We start from the raw sequence: 19,070 nt of genomic DNA on the forward strand, positions 1-19,070 counted from the left end.
CGGGCCAGCCCGGGCCAGACAGCACCCATGCAAAGGATGAGCAACATGAAATCAAGAACGTTTGGCCGCACCGGCGCGGAAGTATCGGAGATCGGATTCGGCGCCTGGGCCATCGGCGGCTCCTGGGGCGACGTCTCCAGCCAGGACGCCAAGGCGGCCCTGCATGCGGCGCTGGACGGCGGCGTCACGTTCATCGATACCGCCGACGTCTATGGCGATGGCCGCTCCGAGCAACTGATCGCCCAGGTCCTCAAGGAGCGCGGTGGCCAGCGCCCCTTCGTCGCCACCAAGGCCGGCCGCCGGCTGTCGCCGCATGTCGCCAGCGGCTACACGCGCGAGAACCTGACCGCCTTCGTCGAGCGTTCGCTCACCAATCTGGAAGTGGATTGCCTGGACCTGGTGCAACTGCACTGCCCGCCGCCGGAAGTCTATTACCAGCAGGAAGTCTTCGGCTATCTGGATGACCTGGTCAGTGCCGGCAAGATCGCCCACTATGGCGTTTCGGTAGAGAAGGTGGAAGAAGGCCTGAAGGCCATCGAATACCCGAACGTGAAATCGATCCAGATCATCTTCAACATCTTCCGCCAGCGTCCGCTGTCGCTGTTCCTGGATGAGGCGCAACGTCGCGACATCGCCGTCATCGCCCGGGTACCGCTGGCCTCAGGCCTGCTGACCGGCAAGATGTCGGCGCAGACCCGCTTTGCCGCCGATGACCATCGCCACTTCAATCGCCACGGCGAAGCCTTCGATGTCGGCGAGACCTTCTCCGGCGTGCCGTACGAGGTTGCACTGGCGGCCGTCGAGAAGATTCGCGCGCTGGTGCCGGAGGGGGTATCGATGGCGCAGTTTGCGCTGCGCTGGATTCTCATGGAAAGCGGTATCAGCACCGTCATCCCTGGCGCACGCAATGTGCAACAGGCGCAGTCCAACAGCGCCGCCAGCGGACTGCCGCCGATCCCGGCCGACCTGATGCAGGCGCTGTGGCAGCTTTATCTGGATGACATCGCGCCCTACGTGCATCAACGCTGGTAAGCTTTGGCCCCTGCCCGCCCCCCCTACAAGAACATAAGGACAACATGACACCCATCAAACTCGCCATCGCCGGCGTCGGCAAGATCGTCTATGACCAGCACGCCCCGGCCATCGCCGGTAATCCGGATTTCCAGCTGGTGGCCACGGCCAGCCGCAACCACAGCATCGATGGCGTGACCGCCTTCAAGACCATGGCCGAGATGCTGGACTCCGGCACGCAGATCGATGCCATCTCGCTGTGCATGCCACCGCAGTATCGCTATGAAGCGGCACGCCAGGCACTACTCGCCGGCAAGCACGTGTTCCTGGAAAAGCCGCCCGGCGCCACGCTGTCGGAAGTCGAATCGCTCAAGGCGCTGGCGGCCGAACAGGGCGTGACGCTGTTCGCCAGTTGGCACTCGCGCCATGCGCCGGCGGTGCAGGTGGTCAAGCGCCATCTTCAGCAGCACGCGCCGCGCCGGGTCGAAGTGATCTGGCGCGAAGACGTCCGTCACTGGCACCCCGACCAGGAATGGATCTGGCAACCGGGCGGCCTGGGCGTGTTCGATCCGGGCATCAATGCCTTGTCGATCGTCACCGAGATCCTGCCGCAGGCCATGTTCCTCAAGCAGGCCACGCTGGAAGTGCCGTCCAACCGCCAGACCCCGATCGCCGCACGACTGGCCTTCACCGATGCCCTGGGTACCGATGTGCAAGCCGACTTCGACTGGCGCCAGACCGGCGAGCAGACCTGGGATATCGTCATCGACACCGCGAGCACGCATCTGCATCTCAAGAAGGGTGGGCATGAATTGTGGATCGACCAGGCGCCGTGCGAGCTGCAGGTGGAAGGAGAATATCCTTCGCTGTACGCCCACTTCTGCCAACTGATCCGGAGCAAGGCCTCCGATGTGGATGTGGCGCCACTGCGCCATGTGGCGGATGCCTTCATGCTGGGGGAGCATGTGGTGACGGATGCCTTTGTCTAGGGCCTGTTCACCGGACAAGCAGCTTGGCCGGTGAACAGGGCAGACCGACGGCCTAGGCCGTCAGGATGCGATGATGGAAGCGCAGATGATCTTCCACAAAACTCTGGATGAAGTAATACCCATGGTCGTAGCCCTCATGCCGGCGCAGTGTCAGCGGCTGTGAGGCGTCCCGGCAGGCGGCCTCGAAGCGTTCCGGCAGCAGTTGCTCCAGCAGGAATTTGTCGGCCAGGCCCTGGTCGATCAGGATGCCCTGCGGGAAGGGGGCGTGCAACTTGCGCATCAGTTCACTGGCGTCATGCTGCTGCCAGCGCTCCTGATCCGGGCCGAGGTAGTTGCCGAAAGCATTCTGGCCCCATGGGCAGTGCAGCGGCGCCGCAATTGGCGCAAAGGCCGAGACCGAGCGGTACAGCGCGCGGTGACGCAGGGCGAGCGTGAGCGCACCGTGCCCGCCCATGGAATGGCCGAAGATGCCCATGCGCTGCGGGTCGGCCGGGAAATTCCCCAGCACGGTCTGGCGCAGGTCATCCACCACATAGCTCTCCATGCGGTAATGGCGGTCCCACGGCGCCTGGGTGGCGTCGAGGTAGAAACCCGCCCCTACGCCGAAATCCCAGCTATCGCTCTCACCGGCAACGCCTGCTCCACGCGGGCTGGTGTCCGAGGTCACCAGGATCATGCCCAGCTCGGCCGCCACGCGCTGCGCGCCGGCCTTGATCATGAAGGTTTCTTCGGTACAGGTCAGTCCGGCCAGGTAGAACAGCACCGGCAGCTTGCCGCCGGCGCTGGCCTGTGGTGGCACGAAGACCGAGAAGCGCATGTCCAGGCCGATGGCCGGCGAGGCGTGGCGGTAGTAGCCCTGCACGCCGCCGACACAGCCGTGCTCGGAGAGTTTCTCCAGCATCGCGCGCTCCTCAGAACTCGACCACGGAACGGATCGATTCACCGCTCTTCATCAGGTCGAAGCCTTCGTTGATGCGTTCCAGCGGCAGCTTGTGGGTGATCAGGTCGTCGATGTTGAGCTTGCCTTCCATGTACCAGTCCACGATCTTGGGCACGTCGGTACGGCCACGGGCGCCGCCAAAGGCCGAGCCCTTCCAGACACGACCGGTCACCAGCTGGAACGGACGGGTGGAGATTTCCTGGCCGGCGGCTGCCACGCCGATGATGATGGACTGGCCCCAGCCCTTGTGGCAGCACTCCAGCGACTGGCGCATGGTGGTGGTGTTGCCGATGCACTCGAAGCTATAGTCGGCGCCGCCATCGGTCAGGCCAATGATGGCATCGACCACGTTGGGGACGTCCTTGGGATTGATGAAGTCGGTCATGCCGAACTTGCGGGCCATGGCTTCACGCGCCGGGTTGAGGTCGACGCCGATGATCTTGTTGGCACCGACCATCTTGGCCGCCTGGATCACGTTCAAGCCAATGCCGCCCAGGCCGAAGACGACCACGTTGGCACCCGCTTCCACCTTGGCAGTGAACAGTACGGCGCCCACGCCGGTGGTGACGCCGCAGCCGATGTAGCAGACCTTGTCGAAGGGGGCGTCGGAACGGATCTTGGCCAGGGCGATTTCCGGGACGACGATGTAGTTGGAGAAGGTCGAGGTGCCCATGTAGTGGAACAGGGGCTTGCCGTCCAGCGAGAAACGGCTGGTGGCGTCGGGCATCAGGCCGCGACCCTGGGTGGCGCGGATGGCCTGGCACAGGTTGGTCTTCTGCGAGAGGCAGAACTTGCACTCGCGGCATTCCGGGGTGTACAGGGGGATGACGTGATCATCTTTCTTGAGCGACTTCACGCCCGGGCCGACGTCGACCACCACGCCGGCGCCTTCATGGCCGAGGATGGCGGGGAAGATGCCCTCGGGGTCGGCACCCGAGAGTGTGTAGTAGTCGGTATGGCAGATGCCGGTGGCCTTGATCTCGACCAGGACTTCGCCAGCCTTGGGGCCGCCAAGTTCGACTTCCTCGATGGTCAAGGGCTTGCCTGCCTGCCATGCTACCGCTGCTCTTGTCTTCATTGGAATGGTCCTTTACGTGGTAATGGGGAATGTGTGGAAGTAACCTGGGAATCGTGCATCCAGCTCAGCCCCAAACGGGTCGGCGATCACGGATGCACTCAGGTACTGAGGTACTGGAATACTGAGATACTGTCGTCCTGGGCGCCGTATTATCGCATTGCAAACGAAAATGCAGTTGTCGCATTGCGGAAGTGACTTCTTGCGGATCATATTGATGTCAGAACAAGTGAAAATTTCCGTCTGACATGAAAAAGCGGCCGTCACGTTGCCGCACCGCCGCCACGATAATGACAAAGCCTTTGGCTTGGGGTAAGGTTGCTACAAAACAAACGACAGATGTGCACGGCCAACGCGCCGCTGCGCCACAAGCAAGGCCGGGGACAAAGCAAGGGACAAGGCGGGGCAAGGCAGGAACAACAACGACTCCAGGATAGCGAGCGCAGCGCGCCCTGTTCCAACAACGAGCAACTGCCGGCAACGATCTGGTTGCATGCAATACGACAAGGCAAGACAAGATACGACAAGGCGCATTGAGCGCAGCAGTAGACGGGATGGCATACTGTCATCTTTCGTATCAGTAACTGGGGGCATCCACGTAATTCTGGCGTAAGCAACAGTCACTATGGTGACCGCCTGCGACGATGTGTTGTGCCAGCGGCTTGGCGCAAGACCGGCAAGAGCAGGAAGCGCGCGCATTGCGTGAGAGAGCTGTCGAACGGTCGTCCGGCAGACGTCGGACGAATGGATGAGCAGCGCTAAGCTGCCTAACGACAGGTGATGTGATAGTTGGTCACATGGGAAAACAGAACAAATCACCGGGACGCACGGGTTATACCCTGAAGACCTTGCTGCTGTTCGTCGGCTTCGTCGGGTCGTTCATCGTGGTACAGACATGGTGGGAAATCCGCCAGGACCGGCAGTTGACCATCGATTCCGAACGCGCCAGTTCGATGGCCGCCGTGCGCAGCGTGCAGGAACATGCCGAGCGCGTCTTCGGCGACCTGGACCAGATGCTGTGGAGCACCGCCGAGCACATCCACGGCGCCGGCCCCGATCTGCTGGACGACGACCAGGCCCTGTACCACCTGCTCTCGGAGATGCAGCAGCGCCTGCCCACGGTGATGGTGCTGCGTTATGTGGATCGCAACGGCAATACCCGCGCCAGTTCGCTGCGCGCCTTCGATACCACCAGCATTCCCGACGACCGCAAGCTGACCTACGTGGATGGCAATCCGGCACGCCCTACCCTGTTCGTCGGCCAGCTCATGCGCAGCCGCTACAACCGCGAACTGGTGGTGCCGGTGGCCATGAACCTCTTCGATGGCAGCGCGCGACCGATCGGCTTGCTGGTGGCCGAACTGCGGGCCGCCACCTTCTTCGATTTCTACAAACGCATCACCAACTTCGAGGCCATCGTCTCGCTGCGCTCGGAGAGCGGCTCGATGATGCTGCGCTCACCCTATGAGGAACGCTGGCTGAACGTGAGCCTGGCCGACGCCAAGAGCATGGGGCGCATCCGGGCCGGCGCCGAGGAAGGCGCCTTCGAGGAAATCTCCCACCTGACCGGTGAATCGCTGCTGTTCTCCTACAAGCGGCTGGAAAAGTGGTCGCTGGTGGCGGTCTATGCGCGCCGCATGGAAGACGTGCTGGCGCCCTGGCGCAGCCGTACCGAGAACCGCATCCTGCTGACCACCGGCATTCTCGGCTTCATCCTGATCGCGCTGATCTCCTTCCTGGTCTATTACCGCTATCAGCGACGCCTGGACCACGCACTGTCGGCCAGTGAATACCGCTATCGCAAGCTCTACGAGGAAGGCAGCGATCCCATCGTGCTGATTTCGTCGGAGCTGCGCTACCTGGATTGCAATGCGGCGGCGCTGCGCTTTTTCGGCGTGCCGGACAAGGAGCGCATCATCGGCCGCAAGGTCGGCCTGTTCTCGCGCCAGAAGACCAGAACGGCAGATCAGCCGGACATCGATGAACTGGTCGGCCGCGTACTCTCGGGCCAGCCACAGCAGTTCGAGTGGGTGACGGTACGCCGCAACAAGATCATCCACACCGATGTCACGCTGAACCGGGCCGAGTTCGAGCGCGGTTATGCGATCTTTGCCATCCTGCGCGACATCAGTGCCCGCAAGCGCGCCGAACTGCTGCAAAGCGAGCAGAACCGGGTGTTGCACATGGTCATGGCCGATGAAGACCTGGACGGCATCCTCAACGAGATCGTCGGTTTTGCCGATGCCCAGATTCCCTATGGCGCCAGCTGCGTGATGCTGGTCAACGAGCAGGCCTCGCACTTCACCACGGTATTGAGCAGGCGCTATCCGCCACGCCTGCTGCGGGCACTGCAGGGCATGCCGATCCGGCACGGCTGCGGCGTGGGCGCAGAAGCAGCCCTGCGACGCGGCCCCTGCATCGTCACCGATATCGCGCGCGATCCGGTGAGCGAACACCTGCGGGTGCTGATCGACGTGGAAGTCTATCCCTCCTGCGGGGCCTGGCCCATCATCGGCAAGGAAGGGCAATTGCTGGGGGTGTTCGCCGCCTTGCTCAAGGAGAACCAGGCCCCCAGCAATGAATACCTGCAACTGGCCAATATCGCGGCCGACCTGGCCAGCGTGGCCATCGAGAGCCGGCGCGCCGATGAGCGCATACGCCACCTGGCGCACTACGACGAACTGACCGGCCTGCCCAACCGCTTCCTGTGCACCCAGCACGTGTCCAACGCCATCACCCACGCCGAACACCGCAACGGCATGGTGGCGGTGCTGCTGATGGACCTGGACCGCTTCAAGAACATCAACGATACCTTCGGCCACGAGGCCGGCGAAGCGGTGCTGCAGGAAATCGCCCAGCGCTTCCGCAACAGCCTGCGCGAACTGGACATCCTGGCCCGCGTGGGCGGGGACGAGTTCATCGTGCTGGTGGACGACTTCGACGATCCGCTGCAACTGGGAGAGATCGCACAGAAGTTGCTCTCCGAGGCGCGCAAACCCTTCATCATCGATGGTCAGGAAGCGATGCTTTCTGCCAGTATCGGTATCGCCACCTATCCCGGCGATGGCGACAATGCGCAGACCCTGATCAAGAACGCGGATATCGCCATGTACCGCGCCAAGCACCACGGCAAGGATGACTATCGCTTCTTCTCCGACGAGGTCAACACCAACACGGTGGAGCGCATCGCCCTGGAAACCGAGCTGCGCCGCGCCATCGAGCGCGCCGAATTCGTGGTGCACTACCAGCCCAAGATCAACCTGGCCAGCGGCAGCATCGTCGGCGCCGAAGCGCTGGTGCGCTGGCAACATCCGGTACGGGGCCTGCTGCCGCCGTTGGAATTCATTCCGCTGGCCGAAGAAACGCGCCTGATCGACCAGATCGGGCTGGTGGTGCTGGATGTGGCATGCCGCGATATCGGGCTGATGCTGGAGCGTGGTCTGGAATGCGGGCGCATCTCCATCAACCTCACCGGCAGCCAGTTCGGCGACGAACACCTGCTCGACGACATCAAGTCGGTGGTGGCGCGCCATGGCACGCCGCCGGCCTGCCTGGAATTCGAGATCACCGAAAGCATGGTGATGCACAACCGCGACCAGGCCATTGCCATCATGGATGGCATCCGCGCCGAGGGCTTTACCATCTCCATCGACGACTTCGGCACCGGCTACTCGTCACTGGCCTATCTGAAGCGCTTCCCGGTCAATACCCTGAAGATCGACAAGTCCTTCATCAACGACATCCCCGACGACGCCAACAGCAGCGCCATCGTGCAGGCCATCATCGCCATGAGCCATGCCCTGAACCTGAAGGTGGTGACCGAAGGGGTGGAAACCGAAAAACAGTTGCAGGCACTGCGCGAGTTCGGTTCGGATGAATATCAGGGCTATTACTTCAGCAAGCCGGTTCCCTATGTGCAGTTCCTGCAGATGCTGCTGATGCAGCATCAAGCGCTGCGGCAGGCGGCGCAAGCCCTGGTCGCCGAGGGCAGTCCGCCCTGAACGACGCAGGCGCACCCTGCCCTACCCTCAGCGCGATGGGCGCGAACTGAGCCGGTCGACCTGGTACAGCGAGGGGAACAGGCGAATCCACAGCAGCACGATCACCACCGTGCCGATACCGCCGATCAGCACCGCTGGCACTGCGCCAAACCAGGCGGCGGTGAGCCCCGACTCGAACTCGCCCAACTGGTTGGAGGTGCCGATGAAGACCGAGTTGACCGCCGACACCCGGCCGCGCATGGCATCCGGCGTCTCCAGCTGGACGAAGGACGAGCGCACCACCACGCTGATCATGTCAGCCGCGCCCAGCACCGCCAGCGCGGCCAGCGACAGCGGGAACCAGCGGGACAGGCCAAAGACGATGGTCGCCAGACCAAATACCGCAACGGCAATGAACATGGTGCGGCCCACGCGGCCACCCAGGGGCCGCCGCGCCAGCCACAGGGCCACCACCAGCGCACCGGCCGCAGGCGCCGAGCGCAACAGGCCCAGGCCGACCGCACCGGTATGCAGGATGTCATTGGCATAGACCGGCAGCAAGGCAGTGGCGCCGCCCAGCAGCACGGCGAACATGTCCAGCGAAATGGCACCGAAGATGGCCGGCTTGCTGCGGATGAAGGCGAGCCCGGCGAATACCGACGACAGGCTGGCACCGGTCGGCTTGGCGGTGGCTGCCGCAGAAGCGCTCGCCGATGCGGGTCGCCGGATCAGCGACAACAGCAGGCTGCACAGCGCGAACAAGGCGCAACTGCTGGCATACACCACCGCCGGTCCGGCCACGTAGAGCAGACCACCGAGTGCCGGACCGATGATGATGGCGAACTGGGTAGCCGACGCTGAGCCGGCCACCGCCCCCGGCAAGGCCCTGGGCGACATCAGGCTGGGCAGCAGGGCCGACATGGTCGGCTTGGAGAATGCGCGGCCGGCACCGATGACGGCGACGATGGCAAAGATCATCTCGCGATTGAGCCAGCCACCGATGCTGCCCAATGCCAGCGTGGCCGCGGCCAAGGCCTCCACCAGCGCACTGATGCGGGCCACGTTGCGGCGGTCATGACGATCGGCCACATGGCCGACCACGAACACCAGGAACAGCGAGGGAATGAACTGCACCAGCCCGACGATGCCCAGGTCGAAGGCACTGTGCGTGAGTTGATACACCTGCCAGCCCACTGCCACGATCTGCATCTGCATCTGCAGCGCGATGGTGGAGGCCACGCTGGCGCACCAGAACAATTTGAAGGGAGTGTGGTGGCGCAGGGGACGCTGGTCGTCGTCGGCCTGGTCGGACTGCTCGGTGGTACTGGTGGATGACATGTCTGGATGTGGAGATTGGGCGATGTGGAACCGGTGCAGCAAGCTGCGGCCGGCATAACGCATGCGGTCTTGGCGCCGCTGCGGCCCTGCCCTGCAAGGCAGGTCGGGCGCAGATATACTACCCGATCCCGCGCCCGCCGGCTGGAGCAGGCCCCGACCTGCGATCGACGCTGCAGTCGGCGCCGCAGTCGGCCAATTACAAGGAGAACCAATATGCAGTATCGCCAACTCGGCCGCACCGACATCAAGGTCAGCCAGATCACCCTGGGGACCATGACCTGGGGTGAACAGAACTCCGAAGCCGAGGCCCACTCGCAACTCGATCTGGCCGTCGAACGCGGCATCAACCTGATCGATGCAGCCGAGATGTATCCGGTACCGCCCAAGCCGGAAACGCAAGGCCTGACCGAGCGCTATCTCGGTACCTGGCTCAAGAAGTCCGGCCAGCGCGACCGTCTGCTCATCGCCACCAAATGCACCGGCCCGGCACGCAAGCCGCATAACCCGCGCCATGTCCGCGGCGGCATCAACAACCTCGACCGCAAGGGCTTGACCGAGGCCTTGCATGGCAGCCTGGAGCGCCTGCAACTGGACCACGTCGACCTGTACCAGTTGCACTGGCCGGACCGCAGCGTGAACAGCTTCGGCCAGCTCGGCTACCAGCACGTGGACGATGAGAGCACAGTGCCCGTCGAGGAAACGCTCAAGGTCCTGAGCGAATTCGTCAAGGCTGGCAAGATCCGCACCATCGGCCTGTCCAACGAAACCGCCTGGGGCGTGGCGCAATTCCTGCGCGCGGCCGAACAGCATGGACTGGAGCGCATCGTCACGATCCAGAATCCGTATAACCTGCTCAACCGCAGCTTCGAGATCAACCTGGCCGAGTTCGCCCATCGCGAGCAGGTCGGCCTGCTGGCCTATTCACCGCTGGCCTTCGGTATGTTGAGCGGCAAGTATCTTGACGGCGCGCGCCCGGCCGGGGGCCGCTTGACGCTGTTCGAACGCTTTGTGCGCTATACCAATCCGCAAGCCGAACACGCCACGGCAGAGTATGTCACCCTGGCCCGCAAGCACGGGCTGAACCCGGCGCAGATGGCCCTGGCCTACGTCAACAGCCGCTCCTTCCTGACCTCCAACATCATTGGCGCCACCACGCTGGAACAGCTGCGCAGCAATATCGATAGCGCTCAGGTGCAGTTGAGTGATGAGGTGCTGGCGGGGATCGAGGCAATCCATCGCGCGCAGCCGAATCCGGCACCCTGACGCGTGCCTGGCGCGAGCAACAAAAAACCGGCTTCGCGCCGGTTTTTTGTTGCCATCATCGGGTTCAAATGAGACAGGTCACTTTCAGTCGCCACTGCTTTCGGTAGCCACTGCCGCCTGGACCTGCTCCTCGCGGGCACCGTAGCGTGCCGCCATCACCGCACACACCATCAGCTGGATCTGGTGGAACAGCATCACCGGCAGCAGCACCATGCCGATGGCGCCGCTGGAGAACAGCACCTTGGCCATCGGCACGCCCGAGGCCAGGCTTTTCTTGGAACCGCAGAAGACGATGGTGATCTCGTCTTCCTTGTTGAAGCCAAGGCGGCGGCTGCCGAAGGTGGTGATACCCATGATGATGGCCAGCAAGACGGCATTGATCACCAGCAGCGCCACCAGCATGGAGACCGGCACCTGATGCCACAGCCCCTGCACCACCGCCTCGCTGAAGGCCACGTAGACCACCAGCAGGATCGAGCTCTGGTCAACGAACTTGAGCCAGGACTTGTTGCGCTCGATCCAGCGTCCGATCCAGGGACGGGCGATCTGGCCGGCCACGAAAGGCAGCAATAATTGATAAACGATTTTCAGGATCGAATCGAGCGAGGAATGTCCGCCGCCGTCATGCGCCACCACCAGCACGCCCACCAATAGCGGGGTCAGGAAAATGCCCAGCAGGTTGGAGGCCGAAGCGGCGCAGATGGCGGCTGGCACATTGCCGCGTGCCACCGAGGTGAAAGCGATCGAAGACTGCACGGTGGAAGGCAGCACGCACAGGAACAGCAGGCCCAGGTACAGCTCGGGCGTGATGAACTGCAGCAGCACGGGTTTCAACAACAGGCCGATCAGCGGAAACAGTGCGAAGGTGCAGAGCAATACCGTCACATGCAGCTTCCAGTGGGTGAAGCCGGCTACCACCGCCTCACGCGAGAGCTTGGCGCCATGCATGAAGAACAGCAGGCCGATCATGAAGGTGGTCAGGCCATCGAAGGCCTCGGCCACCTGGCCGGTACAGGGGAGGAAGGATGCTGTGAGCACGACGGCCAGCAGCATCAGGGTCATGTTGTCGGGCAGGAAGCGGGGACGGGCCATGGCGATATCGATTCTGTTGTAATGGTATGGCCCGCGCCGGGGCGCGGGCAAACCGCCATTTTACGTGAGAGGCGCCGTCCCTTGCAGGCCCGCGACCGGCCGGCGCGAGGCAAAGGGAGATGCGACTCAGACCTTGCGCACGAATTCGGTCTTCAGACCCATGGAGCCGAAGCCGTCGATCTTGCAGTCGATATCGTGGTCACCCTCGACCAGGCGGATGTTCTTGACCTTGGTACCCATCTTGACCACGCCACCGCCGCCCTTCAGTTTCAGGTCCTTGATGACGGTGACGGTATCGCCATCCTGTAGCACGTTGCCGGACGCATCGCGCCAGACGCGGGCCTGTTCAGCGGCGGGCGCGGCCTGGGCGCTCCATTCATGGCCGCACTCCGGACAGACCAGCTGGTTGCCGTCCTCGTAGGTGAATTCGGACTGGCATTGGGGACAGGCGGGCAAGGTACTCATGGAAAACTCCGGCAATTAGCGTGAAAAGGCAGCGATTGTACTGCTTCCACCGCGAACTGCGCCATGATCCTGCTCATCTTTCGCCATCGATACGGCAAAAAAACGGCAGGTCCGCGTGAGCAGACCTGCCGTTTTGAATATTCACGCTGTTGCGTCGTTCCGGCTTACCAGCCCCAGAACATCAGCCACCAGGCGGTATTGACCAGCGCCAGGCCACCTATCAAGGGCAGCATCGCCAGCCATTGCCGACCCCAGCCACCGGCGTGGCGCGCGACCACCTTCCAGCACAGCCACAGGCTCCACAGCGTCATGGCAGCCAGCAAGGCAGCCCGCACGTCGTTGGCCCAGTACACCGGCCAGTGCTCGGCCCGCAGCAGGCTGATGGTGGTGGCCGACAGGCCGACGAAGACGCCACAACCGGCCAGCGGGATCAGGGCCTGTACCAGATGATTGAAACGACTCCACTCCCACTTGCCCAGCAGGCGGGTAGCCAGGGCGAACATGAGCGCCACTCCGCTGCCCAGTACCAGCCCGGTGGCGAGGATGTAGCCCACCACCATGGCGCCGTCCAGCCAGGTGAAGACATCGCTTTGCTGCGGATAGTTGGTCAGCAGCCACCACGGCGCCTGGGTACCGAAGGGCCACATGATGTCGCGGTCGATCAGCCAGGTGGCGATGTCCTGCTTGATGGCGATGAACCAGGGGCTGACGGTCCAGTGGAAGGCACCGATGGCAATGCCCAGCAGGCCGTAGAGCACCAGCGCGCTTTCCCACAGATTGTTGTGGGTCTTGCCGAACTGCACCACTTCCACGGCCGGCGGACGGAAGGTCAGCGCAATGGCGTCGCGGTGACCGCTGCAGCGACCGCACATGTGGCAGTCGGAAGCACCCTTCATGTTGCGCAAGGGGACCAGCGGCGCGCAGTTGATGGGGATGATCTTGTGTTCGGGATGGTAGGAGGCGCGCCAGGCCGCTTCATCGACCTTGTAATGCAGCGGCGCCAGCTTGGCCAGCAGGCCGAAGACGCCGTTGACCGGGCACAGGTACTTGCACCAGACGCGCTTGTCGCGGCCGTAGAGGTAGCCGACGATCATGGCCCCCACGGTAGAGCCACCCAGCACCAGCAATACCGCCTTGGGATACTGGTAGACGCTGACCATCTGGCCATAGACCGTGGTCAGGGCGAACGCCACGAAGGGCCAGCCACCCCAGCGTATCCATTTGGGAATGGCCTTGCCGCGTCCATGCTTGCTGGCGAATTCGGTCAGCGCCCCTTCAGGACAGAGCACGCCGCACCACACCCGACCCATCAGCACCATGCTTACCAGCACAAAGGGCCACCAGATGCCCCAGAAAGCGAACTGGGCGATCAGGGTCAGGTTGGACCACAGGTGGGCGGTTTCGTCAGGCAGAGGGAGGAACACCGGGACCAGGATCAGCAGCGCATACACGGCCACCACGATCCATTGCAGGCCTCGGATGAATGCGCCGTTGCGGCGCATCCATTCTCCGGTACGCGTGAGCAGAGTCGGCGATTGCGTACAGGTCGTCATCAGGCTTCAGACTGCTTCTTGCCTCTTGCTCTTGGGCTGAGGCTGGGGTTTTCGATAGAGGGCCGAGCATACCACAGCCCAGTAAACCACATAGACGATCACCGACAGCAGCGCCGGACGGGCGCGGTAGCCGGTCAGGGTGGACACCAGGCTGCCCAGGGTGGTCGAATCGTCCAGCAGCATGGAGGTGTCCCACACCGGCGCGGTCAGGGTCATGGTCCAGTTGGCCGAGGCCAGCATGTCCGAGCTTTCCAGGATCACGTCGAAGAGTTTTTCCACGCCGGTGACCAGCAGCCCGGCTGCCAGCAGCAGCAGGATGACTTCGGTAACCTGGAAGAAACGGCGCCAGGAAAAGATCTTGCCACCCAGTTGCAGCAGATAGAAGGTCAGGAAGGCCAGGCCGAAACCGATCACGCCGGCCAGCACCAGCGAGGCCGTGCTGGCGTCCTGCTGGCCGAGGCCGATGCCGTACAGGAACACCGCGGTCTCGCTACCTTCGCGGGCAATGGCCAGCATCACCAGCACGAACACGCCCCACCAGTTGCCGCTCTGGTAGCTCGATTGCATGGAGTTTTCCATGTCCTTCTTGAGCGTACGGCCGTGCTTGCGCATCCAGAACACCATCTGCACGATCAACACCGCCGCGATGAGCACGATGGCGATCTGGAACCAGGTCTGGGCGTCGCCCGAGAGCAGTTCCGAGAACCCCAGCAGCGCCGCGCCCAGACCGGCGGCCAGCAGCACGCCGGCGGCCACGCCCCCCCACAGATAGGGGATGCCGCGGCGTGCGCCAACGTCACCGTTCTTCAGCCAGGCATACAGAATACCGACCACCAGAAGCGCCTCGACGCTCTCGCGCCAGACGATGAACATGACCTGTCCCATGAACTACCCTTCCCTAAAACCTGGACTTCCCTGCCACACAAATCACTGCTTACTTGGCGACGATCACGCCTTGCGGCATGTTGAGGTGGAAGTCATCAAAAAACTTGTATTCGCCCGGACGCAAGGGCGCGATCACCACGAAGGACTGCGCGCCCGGTGCCAGCACCTTTTCCTTGCGCAGTTCCACGCTCTCGAACTCGGCGGCGGACTTGCCGATGTTGTGCACCTCGATCTTGATGCGCTGGCCGGCCGGCACTTCGATGCGCGGCGGGATCAGCTTGCCGTCCTGCATCTCCAGCTTGAAGGTCAGCAGATCCGATGCGTGAGCCTGCACGGCTGCGCCCAGCAGGGCAAGTGCCATCAGGGATGAACGGACTATTCTTGCAATCATCGAGACTCCGGAAATCCTGAAAACGATAAAACCGGCGCGCCGCCATGGCAGCAGGCCGGAGTCGAATCACGGGAGCCGGGCCAGCGGCCCGCGCTCCACGAGGGCTTAGTAGCCGCCCTTCTTGCCGATGCCGGCGAAGGTGAAGTCATAGGTCAGTTCGAAGGTCTTGAACCACGGGCCGACGCCGGTTTCCTTGTCGACGTGGCGACCAAAGTGCGCATGTTCGTTGGCCTGCGGGGAGGAAATGGTCAGCTTGAGCTTGTACTTGCCCGGACCTTCCAGCTTGACGTTGTCGCCGTAGTGCGGACCGTCGTTGGCGACCATGGGCATCATGTCGCCCTTGATCGATTTGGTGGAACCGGCCTTGGTCAGTTCGTACTTGATGACCATGTAGGGCATCCAGTCACCTTCGGCAAAACCGTTCGGGTTCTTGGCCACGGCGCGGATGTCGGCTTCCAGGTGGATATCGGATTCCTCGGCCTTGCGCATCATGCCGTCCGGTTCCATCTTCACGGGCTGCAGGTAGACCGCGTTGACTTCAAAGCCGTTCTGGATCTGCGGCTTGCCGATGGGGTATTCGGCTGCCGAGGCTGCTCCGGCGAAGGACATGCTCAGCACAGCGGCGACGGCAAGTTTCTTGAAACCGATCATTGCGTATTCTCCTGGTGGTCAAATGATAATGATTAGCATTAAGTATATCATTATTTGAGCCACTCTTGCTTGCCCACCTCTGCAATCTTGTAATGCCATGCTGACCAGGGCCGATGGAAAGACAAATAAAAACGCCGTCCGGGATGAACCGGACGGCGTCTGGCGCAGGCAAGCGGCCCGTTGCTCAGGGCCGGCAGGCTGGATCGGGGCTCAGAATTCTTCCAGCTCCGGTTCCATCTTCCGGCCTGCGACAGGGGATGGCGCCACTGGCAGGCGTGCCGCCTTGGGCGTCACATCCATGGAACGCGTTGGCGCACTCGCCCCCTGGCCGGCGGAAACCCGTTGTTCCAGCTTGAACACCGCCACCACGCTCTCCAGCTTCTCGGCCTGCCCCTGCAGAGCCTGAGCGGCCGCGGCAGCTTCTTCCACCAGGGCGGCATTCTGCTGGGTGCCCTGGTCCATCTGCGAGATGGCCTGGTTGACCTGGGAGATGCCGGTGCTCTGCTCCTCGCTGGCATCGGCAATATTGCCCACGATCTGGGTGACGCGCTGCACGCTGTCGACGATCTCGCTCATGGTCGTGCCGGCCTGTTCGACCAGCTTGCTGCCGCTGCCGACCTTGTCCACGGAGTCATCGATCAGTTCCTTGATCTCCTTGGCGGCGGCGGCCGAGCGCTGGGCCAGCGAGCGCACTTCCGATGCCACCACGGCAAAGCCGCGCCCCTGCTCGCCGGCGCGGGCGGCTTCCACCGCCGCGTTGAGCGCCAGGATGTTGGTCTGGAAGGCAATGCCATCGATGACGGCAATGATGTCCACGATCTTGCGCGAGGAGTCATTGATGGAATTCATCGTGTCGACCACCTGGCGCACGACATTGCCGCCCTGGGAAGCGATGTGCGACGCCGATTGCGCCAGCTCATTGGCCTGGCGCGCGTTCTGGGTGTTCTGCAACACCACCGAAGTCAATTGTTCCAGGCTGGAAGCGCTTTCTTCCAGTGCTGCGGCCTGCTGTTCGGTGCGCGCCGACAGGTCGGCATTGCCGGCGGCGATCTGGCGTGCCGCCACCGTGACCGAGTCGGTCGAGCTACGGGTGGTCGCCACCACGTCGACGATGCGCGCCAGCAGCTTGTTGAAGGCCGCGGCGGTACGGCCGATCTCATCCATGCGTTCCACCGGCACCGGACGCGACAGATCCAGGGTCTGGCTGACATGCTCGAAAGTCTGCTGGATCTTGCCCAGGCTGCGGATCACGCTGCGCAGCATCTGGATGCCCAGCAAGCCCGTGAGCAGTACCGCCACCACGATCACCGCGATCATGCTGCGCAGCGCGAAGGCATAGGCCTCGTCGCTCTCCTGCTTGACGGCATCGATCATCTTGCGACCGATCAGGATGTGATCGTCGAAGCCCTTCTTGGCGGCCGCTGCCGAGATCGCCAGCGGGGTACCAGCCTGCAGGGTGGCGCGTACGCCGTCCATGTCATTGGCATAGGCGGCGGCGAAGAACGGCACCAGCGCCTTGCGATAGGCCTCGATATTGGCCTTGTCGGCCTGGATCAGGGCGCGGTCCTTGTCATCGAAGATGAGGTCGCGCTCGTAGTGGGCGAACTCTTCATCCAGCGCCTTGTTGGAGGCATCCACCGCTTTTTGCAAGGCGCTCTTGTCGGGCAGGTTGGCAAACACCGACAGCCGATAGCCGGCCAGGCGCGAATCGGCCAGGTAGCCCTTGAGCAGGTTCAGGCTGTCCATGCCCGGGATGATGTGGTTCTGGATCAGCTCCAGCCGCTGCTGGGCGCGCTGCAATTGCCACAGGCCGCCGGCACCGACGAACAGCAGCGCCAGCAGGGCCGTCGAGAGAGTGATGATGAGGCGCTTGGTAATGGTCATGATTGAAAATCCATCGATGGAAATGAAAGGTGCGGACGCACGGTGGTACGTCAACTACGGAAGCGGAAGCCGATGATGCCGGGCGGATCAGGCCGCCAGCGATGCTTCCGCTGCATCGAGCAGGTCGTGGTGCTCTTGGCAGAAATCCAGGCCGGCGCGATAGCCGACATCGAACAGCAACTGCATGTTGGAACTGGACCAGTCCAGCACCTGCGGCCAGTGCTGTTGCGGCACGCCGCCCATCAGGTCGACCTTGAGCACCTGACGACGCTGGGCGCCGGTCTGCGGATCACGGTTGTGCTCCAGTTCGAACAGGCGCTGCTCGGCCTTGGAAATCTTGACCAGCGGCGTGATGATGGAGCGCACCCAGGCATCGTAGAGATTGCGCGGCTTGCGGATGAGGCGGTCTTCGCCCAGGATGTCCAGCACCACCAGGGTATCGACCTCGCCAGCCGGCGCCACGCCGGTCTCCGGGTCGGTGATGAAGGGGGTGAAATTGAGCGTATCCAGTGCCGCGCCCTCGATGTAGTTCTCACCATCGATTTCGGTGGGCGCATAGAGGAAGGGGAAGGACAACGAGGCCCGCACGTGCGCCGGCGTGATCTGGTCCTTGTTCCAGATCTGCATATGGTGGCGATCGATGTTGTAGGCGTTGATGAAGAATTCCGGGCGCATGCCCGGCACAGCGCCGAAATCGATGGACTGTTCCAGGAAGGGCAGATGGGCGCACAGGCCCAGGCTGCCCGAATGCAGGTCGGAGGGGGACATGGCCGACATCAGCAGATGCATCCAGTCATTCCATTTGGCCGACGCATCAGCGAAGTGACGGGTCAGGAGCTCCGCAAACGGACTGCCGGCCAGCCCCGGTATCTGCGGCAACTGGCCCAGCATCGATTCACGATAGGTTTCGGCTTGCACACCCGGCTTCTTGAATACCTTGTAGTTGACCGGGAACAGCTTGTAGATGCTGTCGGCCACCCCGACCTCGGCCCACTGCAGCAGCGCTTCGCGCGGCGGGGCATCCCGTGGCGCCGTCGCCAGCAGACCCATCAGTACCCCCGCGCCCGAGGCGGAGATCACGTCGAATTCCACTCCCTGGTCGAGAAACGCCGCCAGCGCGCCGGCAATCAATGTCGAATTGGGCGCCCCGCCCCCGATGACCAGCGCTTTCCTGCTTCGTCCTGGCGAAACTTTCATCGCACCCCCTGTTGGATTGGCGTCTTGACGCTTTTTTGTGCGATGCACCGGAGGCATCGCAATGCCACATTCCCTTACCGTGGCAACGTAACTTTTACGCACGGTGGAAATATAGCCCAGGAGCAACGTCAAAATGCTGCAGTGCGAGATTTTATTACTGCATATCTGGCATTCAGAAATTTAATGAGCCAGACCTGCGCTGGGGAGGCGGGACACGGCACGATCGACGGCGGCAAAAAAACCTGATCTGTCATCCTGGCGTAAGCAAACTAGGCTAATCAGAGAGGAGCTTGCGCCGGACCGCGTCGATGCCGCTCCCGCGCACACGCCTACCCACGGCCCTGGCCGGCCGACCG

General features: G+C 62.9%; 15 protein-coding genes. 4 read left to right on the forward strand and 11 right to left on the reverse strand.

Features of this window, described 5'->3' with window-relative positions:
* The first annotated feature begins 45 nt into the window (after window positions 1–45).
* On the forward strand, window positions 46–1,032 hold the full coding sequence (locus I5R65_RS10775) for an aldo/keto reductase (protein ID WP_180669119.1): 987 nt from the start codon (window positions 46–48) through the stop codon (window positions 1,030–1,032).
* 44 nt (window positions 1,033–1,076) lie between these two features.
* On the forward strand, window positions 1,077–2,000 hold the full coding sequence (locus I5R65_RS10780; RefSeq protein ID WP_180669116.1) for a Gfo/Idh/MocA family protein: 924 nt from the start codon (window positions 1,077–1,079) through the stop codon (window positions 1,998–2,000).
* 52 nt (window positions 2,001–2,052) lie between these two features.
* On the opposite strand, the gene fghA is transcribed toward I5R65_RS10780, so the two are convergent.
* The gene (gene fghA, locus I5R65_RS10785; RefSeq protein WP_180669115.1) at window positions 2,053–2,901 is read right to left on the reverse strand and encodes an S-formylglutathione hydrolase; all 849 of its coding nucleotides are present in this window, start codon (window positions 2,899–2,901) and stop codon (window positions 2,053–2,055) included.
* Window positions 2,902–2,911: 10 nt separating this feature from the next.
* Window positions 2,912–4,018, reverse strand: coding sequence for an S-(hydroxymethyl)glutathione dehydrogenase/class III alcohol dehydrogenase (locus I5R65_RS10790; protein ID WP_006463992.1), 1,107 nt, complete (start codon window positions 4,016–4,018; stop codon window positions 2,912–2,914).
* Between the two features lie 794 nt (window positions 4,019–4,812).
* On the opposite strand from I5R65_RS10790, the gene I5R65_RS10795 reads away from it, so the two are divergent.
* Window positions 4,813–8,016: an EAL domain-containing protein gene (locus I5R65_RS10795; RefSeq protein ID WP_180669114.1), complete on the forward strand. Its 3,204-nt coding sequence runs from the start codon at window positions 4,813–4,815 to the stop codon at window positions 8,014–8,016.
* Window positions 8,017–8,043: 27 nt separating this feature from the next.
* Here the strand turns inward: I5R65_RS10795 and I5R65_RS10800 are convergent, their stop codons facing one another.
* Window positions 8,044–9,333, reverse strand: a complete 1,290-nt coding sequence (locus I5R65_RS10800; RefSeq protein ID WP_180669113.1) for an MFS transporter — start codon at window positions 9,331–9,333, stop codon at window positions 8,044–8,046.
* 213 nt (window positions 9,334–9,546) lie between these two features.
* Here I5R65_RS10800 and I5R65_RS10805 point away from each other — a divergent pair, with 213 nt between their 5' ends.
* Window positions 9,547–10,596: an NADP(H)-dependent aldo-keto reductase gene (locus I5R65_RS10805; protein WP_180669112.1), complete on the forward strand. Its 1,050-nt coding sequence runs from the start codon at window positions 9,547–9,549 to the stop codon at window positions 10,594–10,596.
* A gap of 84 nt (window positions 10,597–10,680) precedes the next feature.
* On the opposite strand, the gene I5R65_RS10810 is transcribed toward I5R65_RS10805, so the two are convergent.
* From I5R65_RS10810 to I5R65_RS10845, 8 genes are all read right to left on the reverse strand, one after another.
* The gene (locus I5R65_RS10810) at window positions 10,681–11,688 is read right to left on the reverse strand and encodes a bile acid:sodium symporter family protein (protein ID WP_006463996.1); all 1,008 of its coding nucleotides are present in this window, start codon (window positions 11,686–11,688) and stop codon (window positions 10,681–10,683) included.
* A 126-nt stretch (window positions 11,689–11,814) separates the two neighbouring features.
* Entirely contained in the window at window positions 11,815–12,153 is a 339-nt protein-coding gene (locus tag I5R65_RS10815; RefSeq protein WP_180669111.1) for a zinc ribbon domain-containing protein YjdM, read from the reverse strand.
* A 164-nt stretch (window positions 12,154–12,317) separates the two neighbouring features.
* On the reverse strand, window positions 12,318–13,655 hold the full coding sequence (locus I5R65_RS10820) for a 4Fe-4S binding protein (RefSeq protein ID WP_180669600.1): 1,338 nt from the start codon (window positions 13,653–13,655) through the stop codon (window positions 12,318–12,320).
* A gap of 57 nt (window positions 13,656–13,712) precedes the next feature.
* On the reverse strand, window positions 13,713–14,591 hold the full coding sequence (locus I5R65_RS10825) for an FTR1 family protein (RefSeq protein WP_180669110.1): 879 nt from the start codon (window positions 14,589–14,591) through the stop codon (window positions 13,713–13,715).
* 49 nt (window positions 14,592–14,640) lie between these two features.
* Window positions 14,641–14,982, reverse strand: a complete 342-nt coding sequence (locus I5R65_RS10830; protein WP_370460965.1) for a cupredoxin domain-containing protein — start codon at window positions 14,980–14,982, stop codon at window positions 14,641–14,643.
* Between the two features lie 105 nt (window positions 14,983–15,087).
* Entirely contained in the window at window positions 15,088–15,633 is a 546-nt protein-coding gene (locus tag I5R65_RS10835) for an iron transporter (RefSeq protein ID WP_102662085.1), read from the reverse strand.
* A gap of 210 nt (window positions 15,634–15,843) precedes the next feature.
* The gene (locus I5R65_RS10840) at window positions 15,844–17,517 is read right to left on the reverse strand and encodes a methyl-accepting chemotaxis protein (RefSeq protein ID WP_180669109.1); all 1,674 of its coding nucleotides are present in this window, start codon (window positions 17,515–17,517) and stop codon (window positions 15,844–15,846) included.
* 87 nt (window positions 17,518–17,604) lie between these two features.
* Window positions 17,605–18,714, reverse strand: a complete 1,110-nt coding sequence (locus I5R65_RS10845) for a patatin-like phospholipase family protein (RefSeq protein ID WP_180669108.1) — start codon at window positions 18,712–18,714, stop codon at window positions 17,605–17,607.
* Window positions 18,715–19,070 lie beyond the last annotated feature (356 nt).

The organism is Herbaspirillum sp. AP02, assembly GCF_015767275.1.
Classification (GTDB): domain Bacteria; phylum Pseudomonadota; class Gammaproteobacteria; order Burkholderiales; family Burkholderiaceae_D; genus Herbaspirillum.

Coding starts and splice junctions, on each gene's coding strand:
- fghA (WP_180669115.1), bottom strand. CDS start 2,901: ATGCTGGAGAAACTCTCCGAGCACGGCTGTGTCGGCGGCGTGCAGGGC.
- I5R65_RS10835 (WP_102662085.1), bottom strand. CDS start 15,633: ATGATCGGTTTCAAGAAACTTGCCGTCGCCGCTGTGCTGAGCATGTCC.
- I5R65_RS10810 (WP_006463996.1), bottom strand. CDS start 11,688: ATGGCCCGTCCCCGCTTCCTGCCCGACAACATGACCCTGATGCTGCTG.
- I5R65_RS10820 (WP_180669600.1), bottom strand. CDS start 13,655: ATGCGCCGCAACGGCGCATTCATCCGAGGCCTGCAATGGATCGTGGTG.
- I5R65_RS10825 (WP_180669110.1), bottom strand. CDS start 14,591: ATGGGACAGGTCATGTTCATCGTCTGGCGCGAGAGCGTCGAGGCGCTT.
- I5R65_RS10830 (WP_370460965.1), bottom strand. CDS start 14,982: ATGATTGCAAGAATAGTCCGTTCATCCCTGATGGCACTTGCCCTGCTG.
- I5R65_RS10840 (WP_180669109.1), bottom strand. CDS start 17,517: ATGACCATTACCAAGCGCCTCATCATCACTCTCTCGACGGCCCTGCTG.
- I5R65_RS10800 (WP_180669113.1), bottom strand. CDS start 9,333: ATGTCATCCACCAGTACCACCGAGCAGTCCGACCAGGCCGACGACGAC.
- I5R65_RS10795 (WP_180669114.1), top strand. CDS start 4,813: ATGGGAAAACAGAACAAATCACCGGGACGCACGGGTTATACCCTGAAG.
- I5R65_RS10845 (WP_180669108.1), bottom strand. CDS start 18,714: ATGAAAGTTTCGCCAGGACGAAGCAGGAAAGCGCTGGTCATCGGGGGC.
- I5R65_RS10805 (WP_180669112.1), top strand. CDS start 9,547: ATGCAGTATCGCCAACTCGGCCGCACCGACATCAAGGTCAGCCAGATC.
- I5R65_RS10815 (WP_180669111.1), bottom strand. CDS start 12,153: ATGAGTACCTTGCCCGCCTGTCCCCAATGCCAGTCCGAATTCACCTAC.
- I5R65_RS10780 (WP_180669116.1), top strand. CDS start 1,077: ATGACACCCATCAAACTCGCCATCGCCGGCGTCGGCAAGATCGTCTAT.
- I5R65_RS10775 (WP_180669119.1), top strand. CDS start 46: ATGAAATCAAGAACGTTTGGCCGCACCGGCGCGGAAGTATCGGAGATC.
- I5R65_RS10790 (WP_006463992.1), bottom strand. CDS start 4,018: ATGAAGACAAGAGCAGCGGTAGCATGGCAGGCAGGCAAGCCCTTGACC.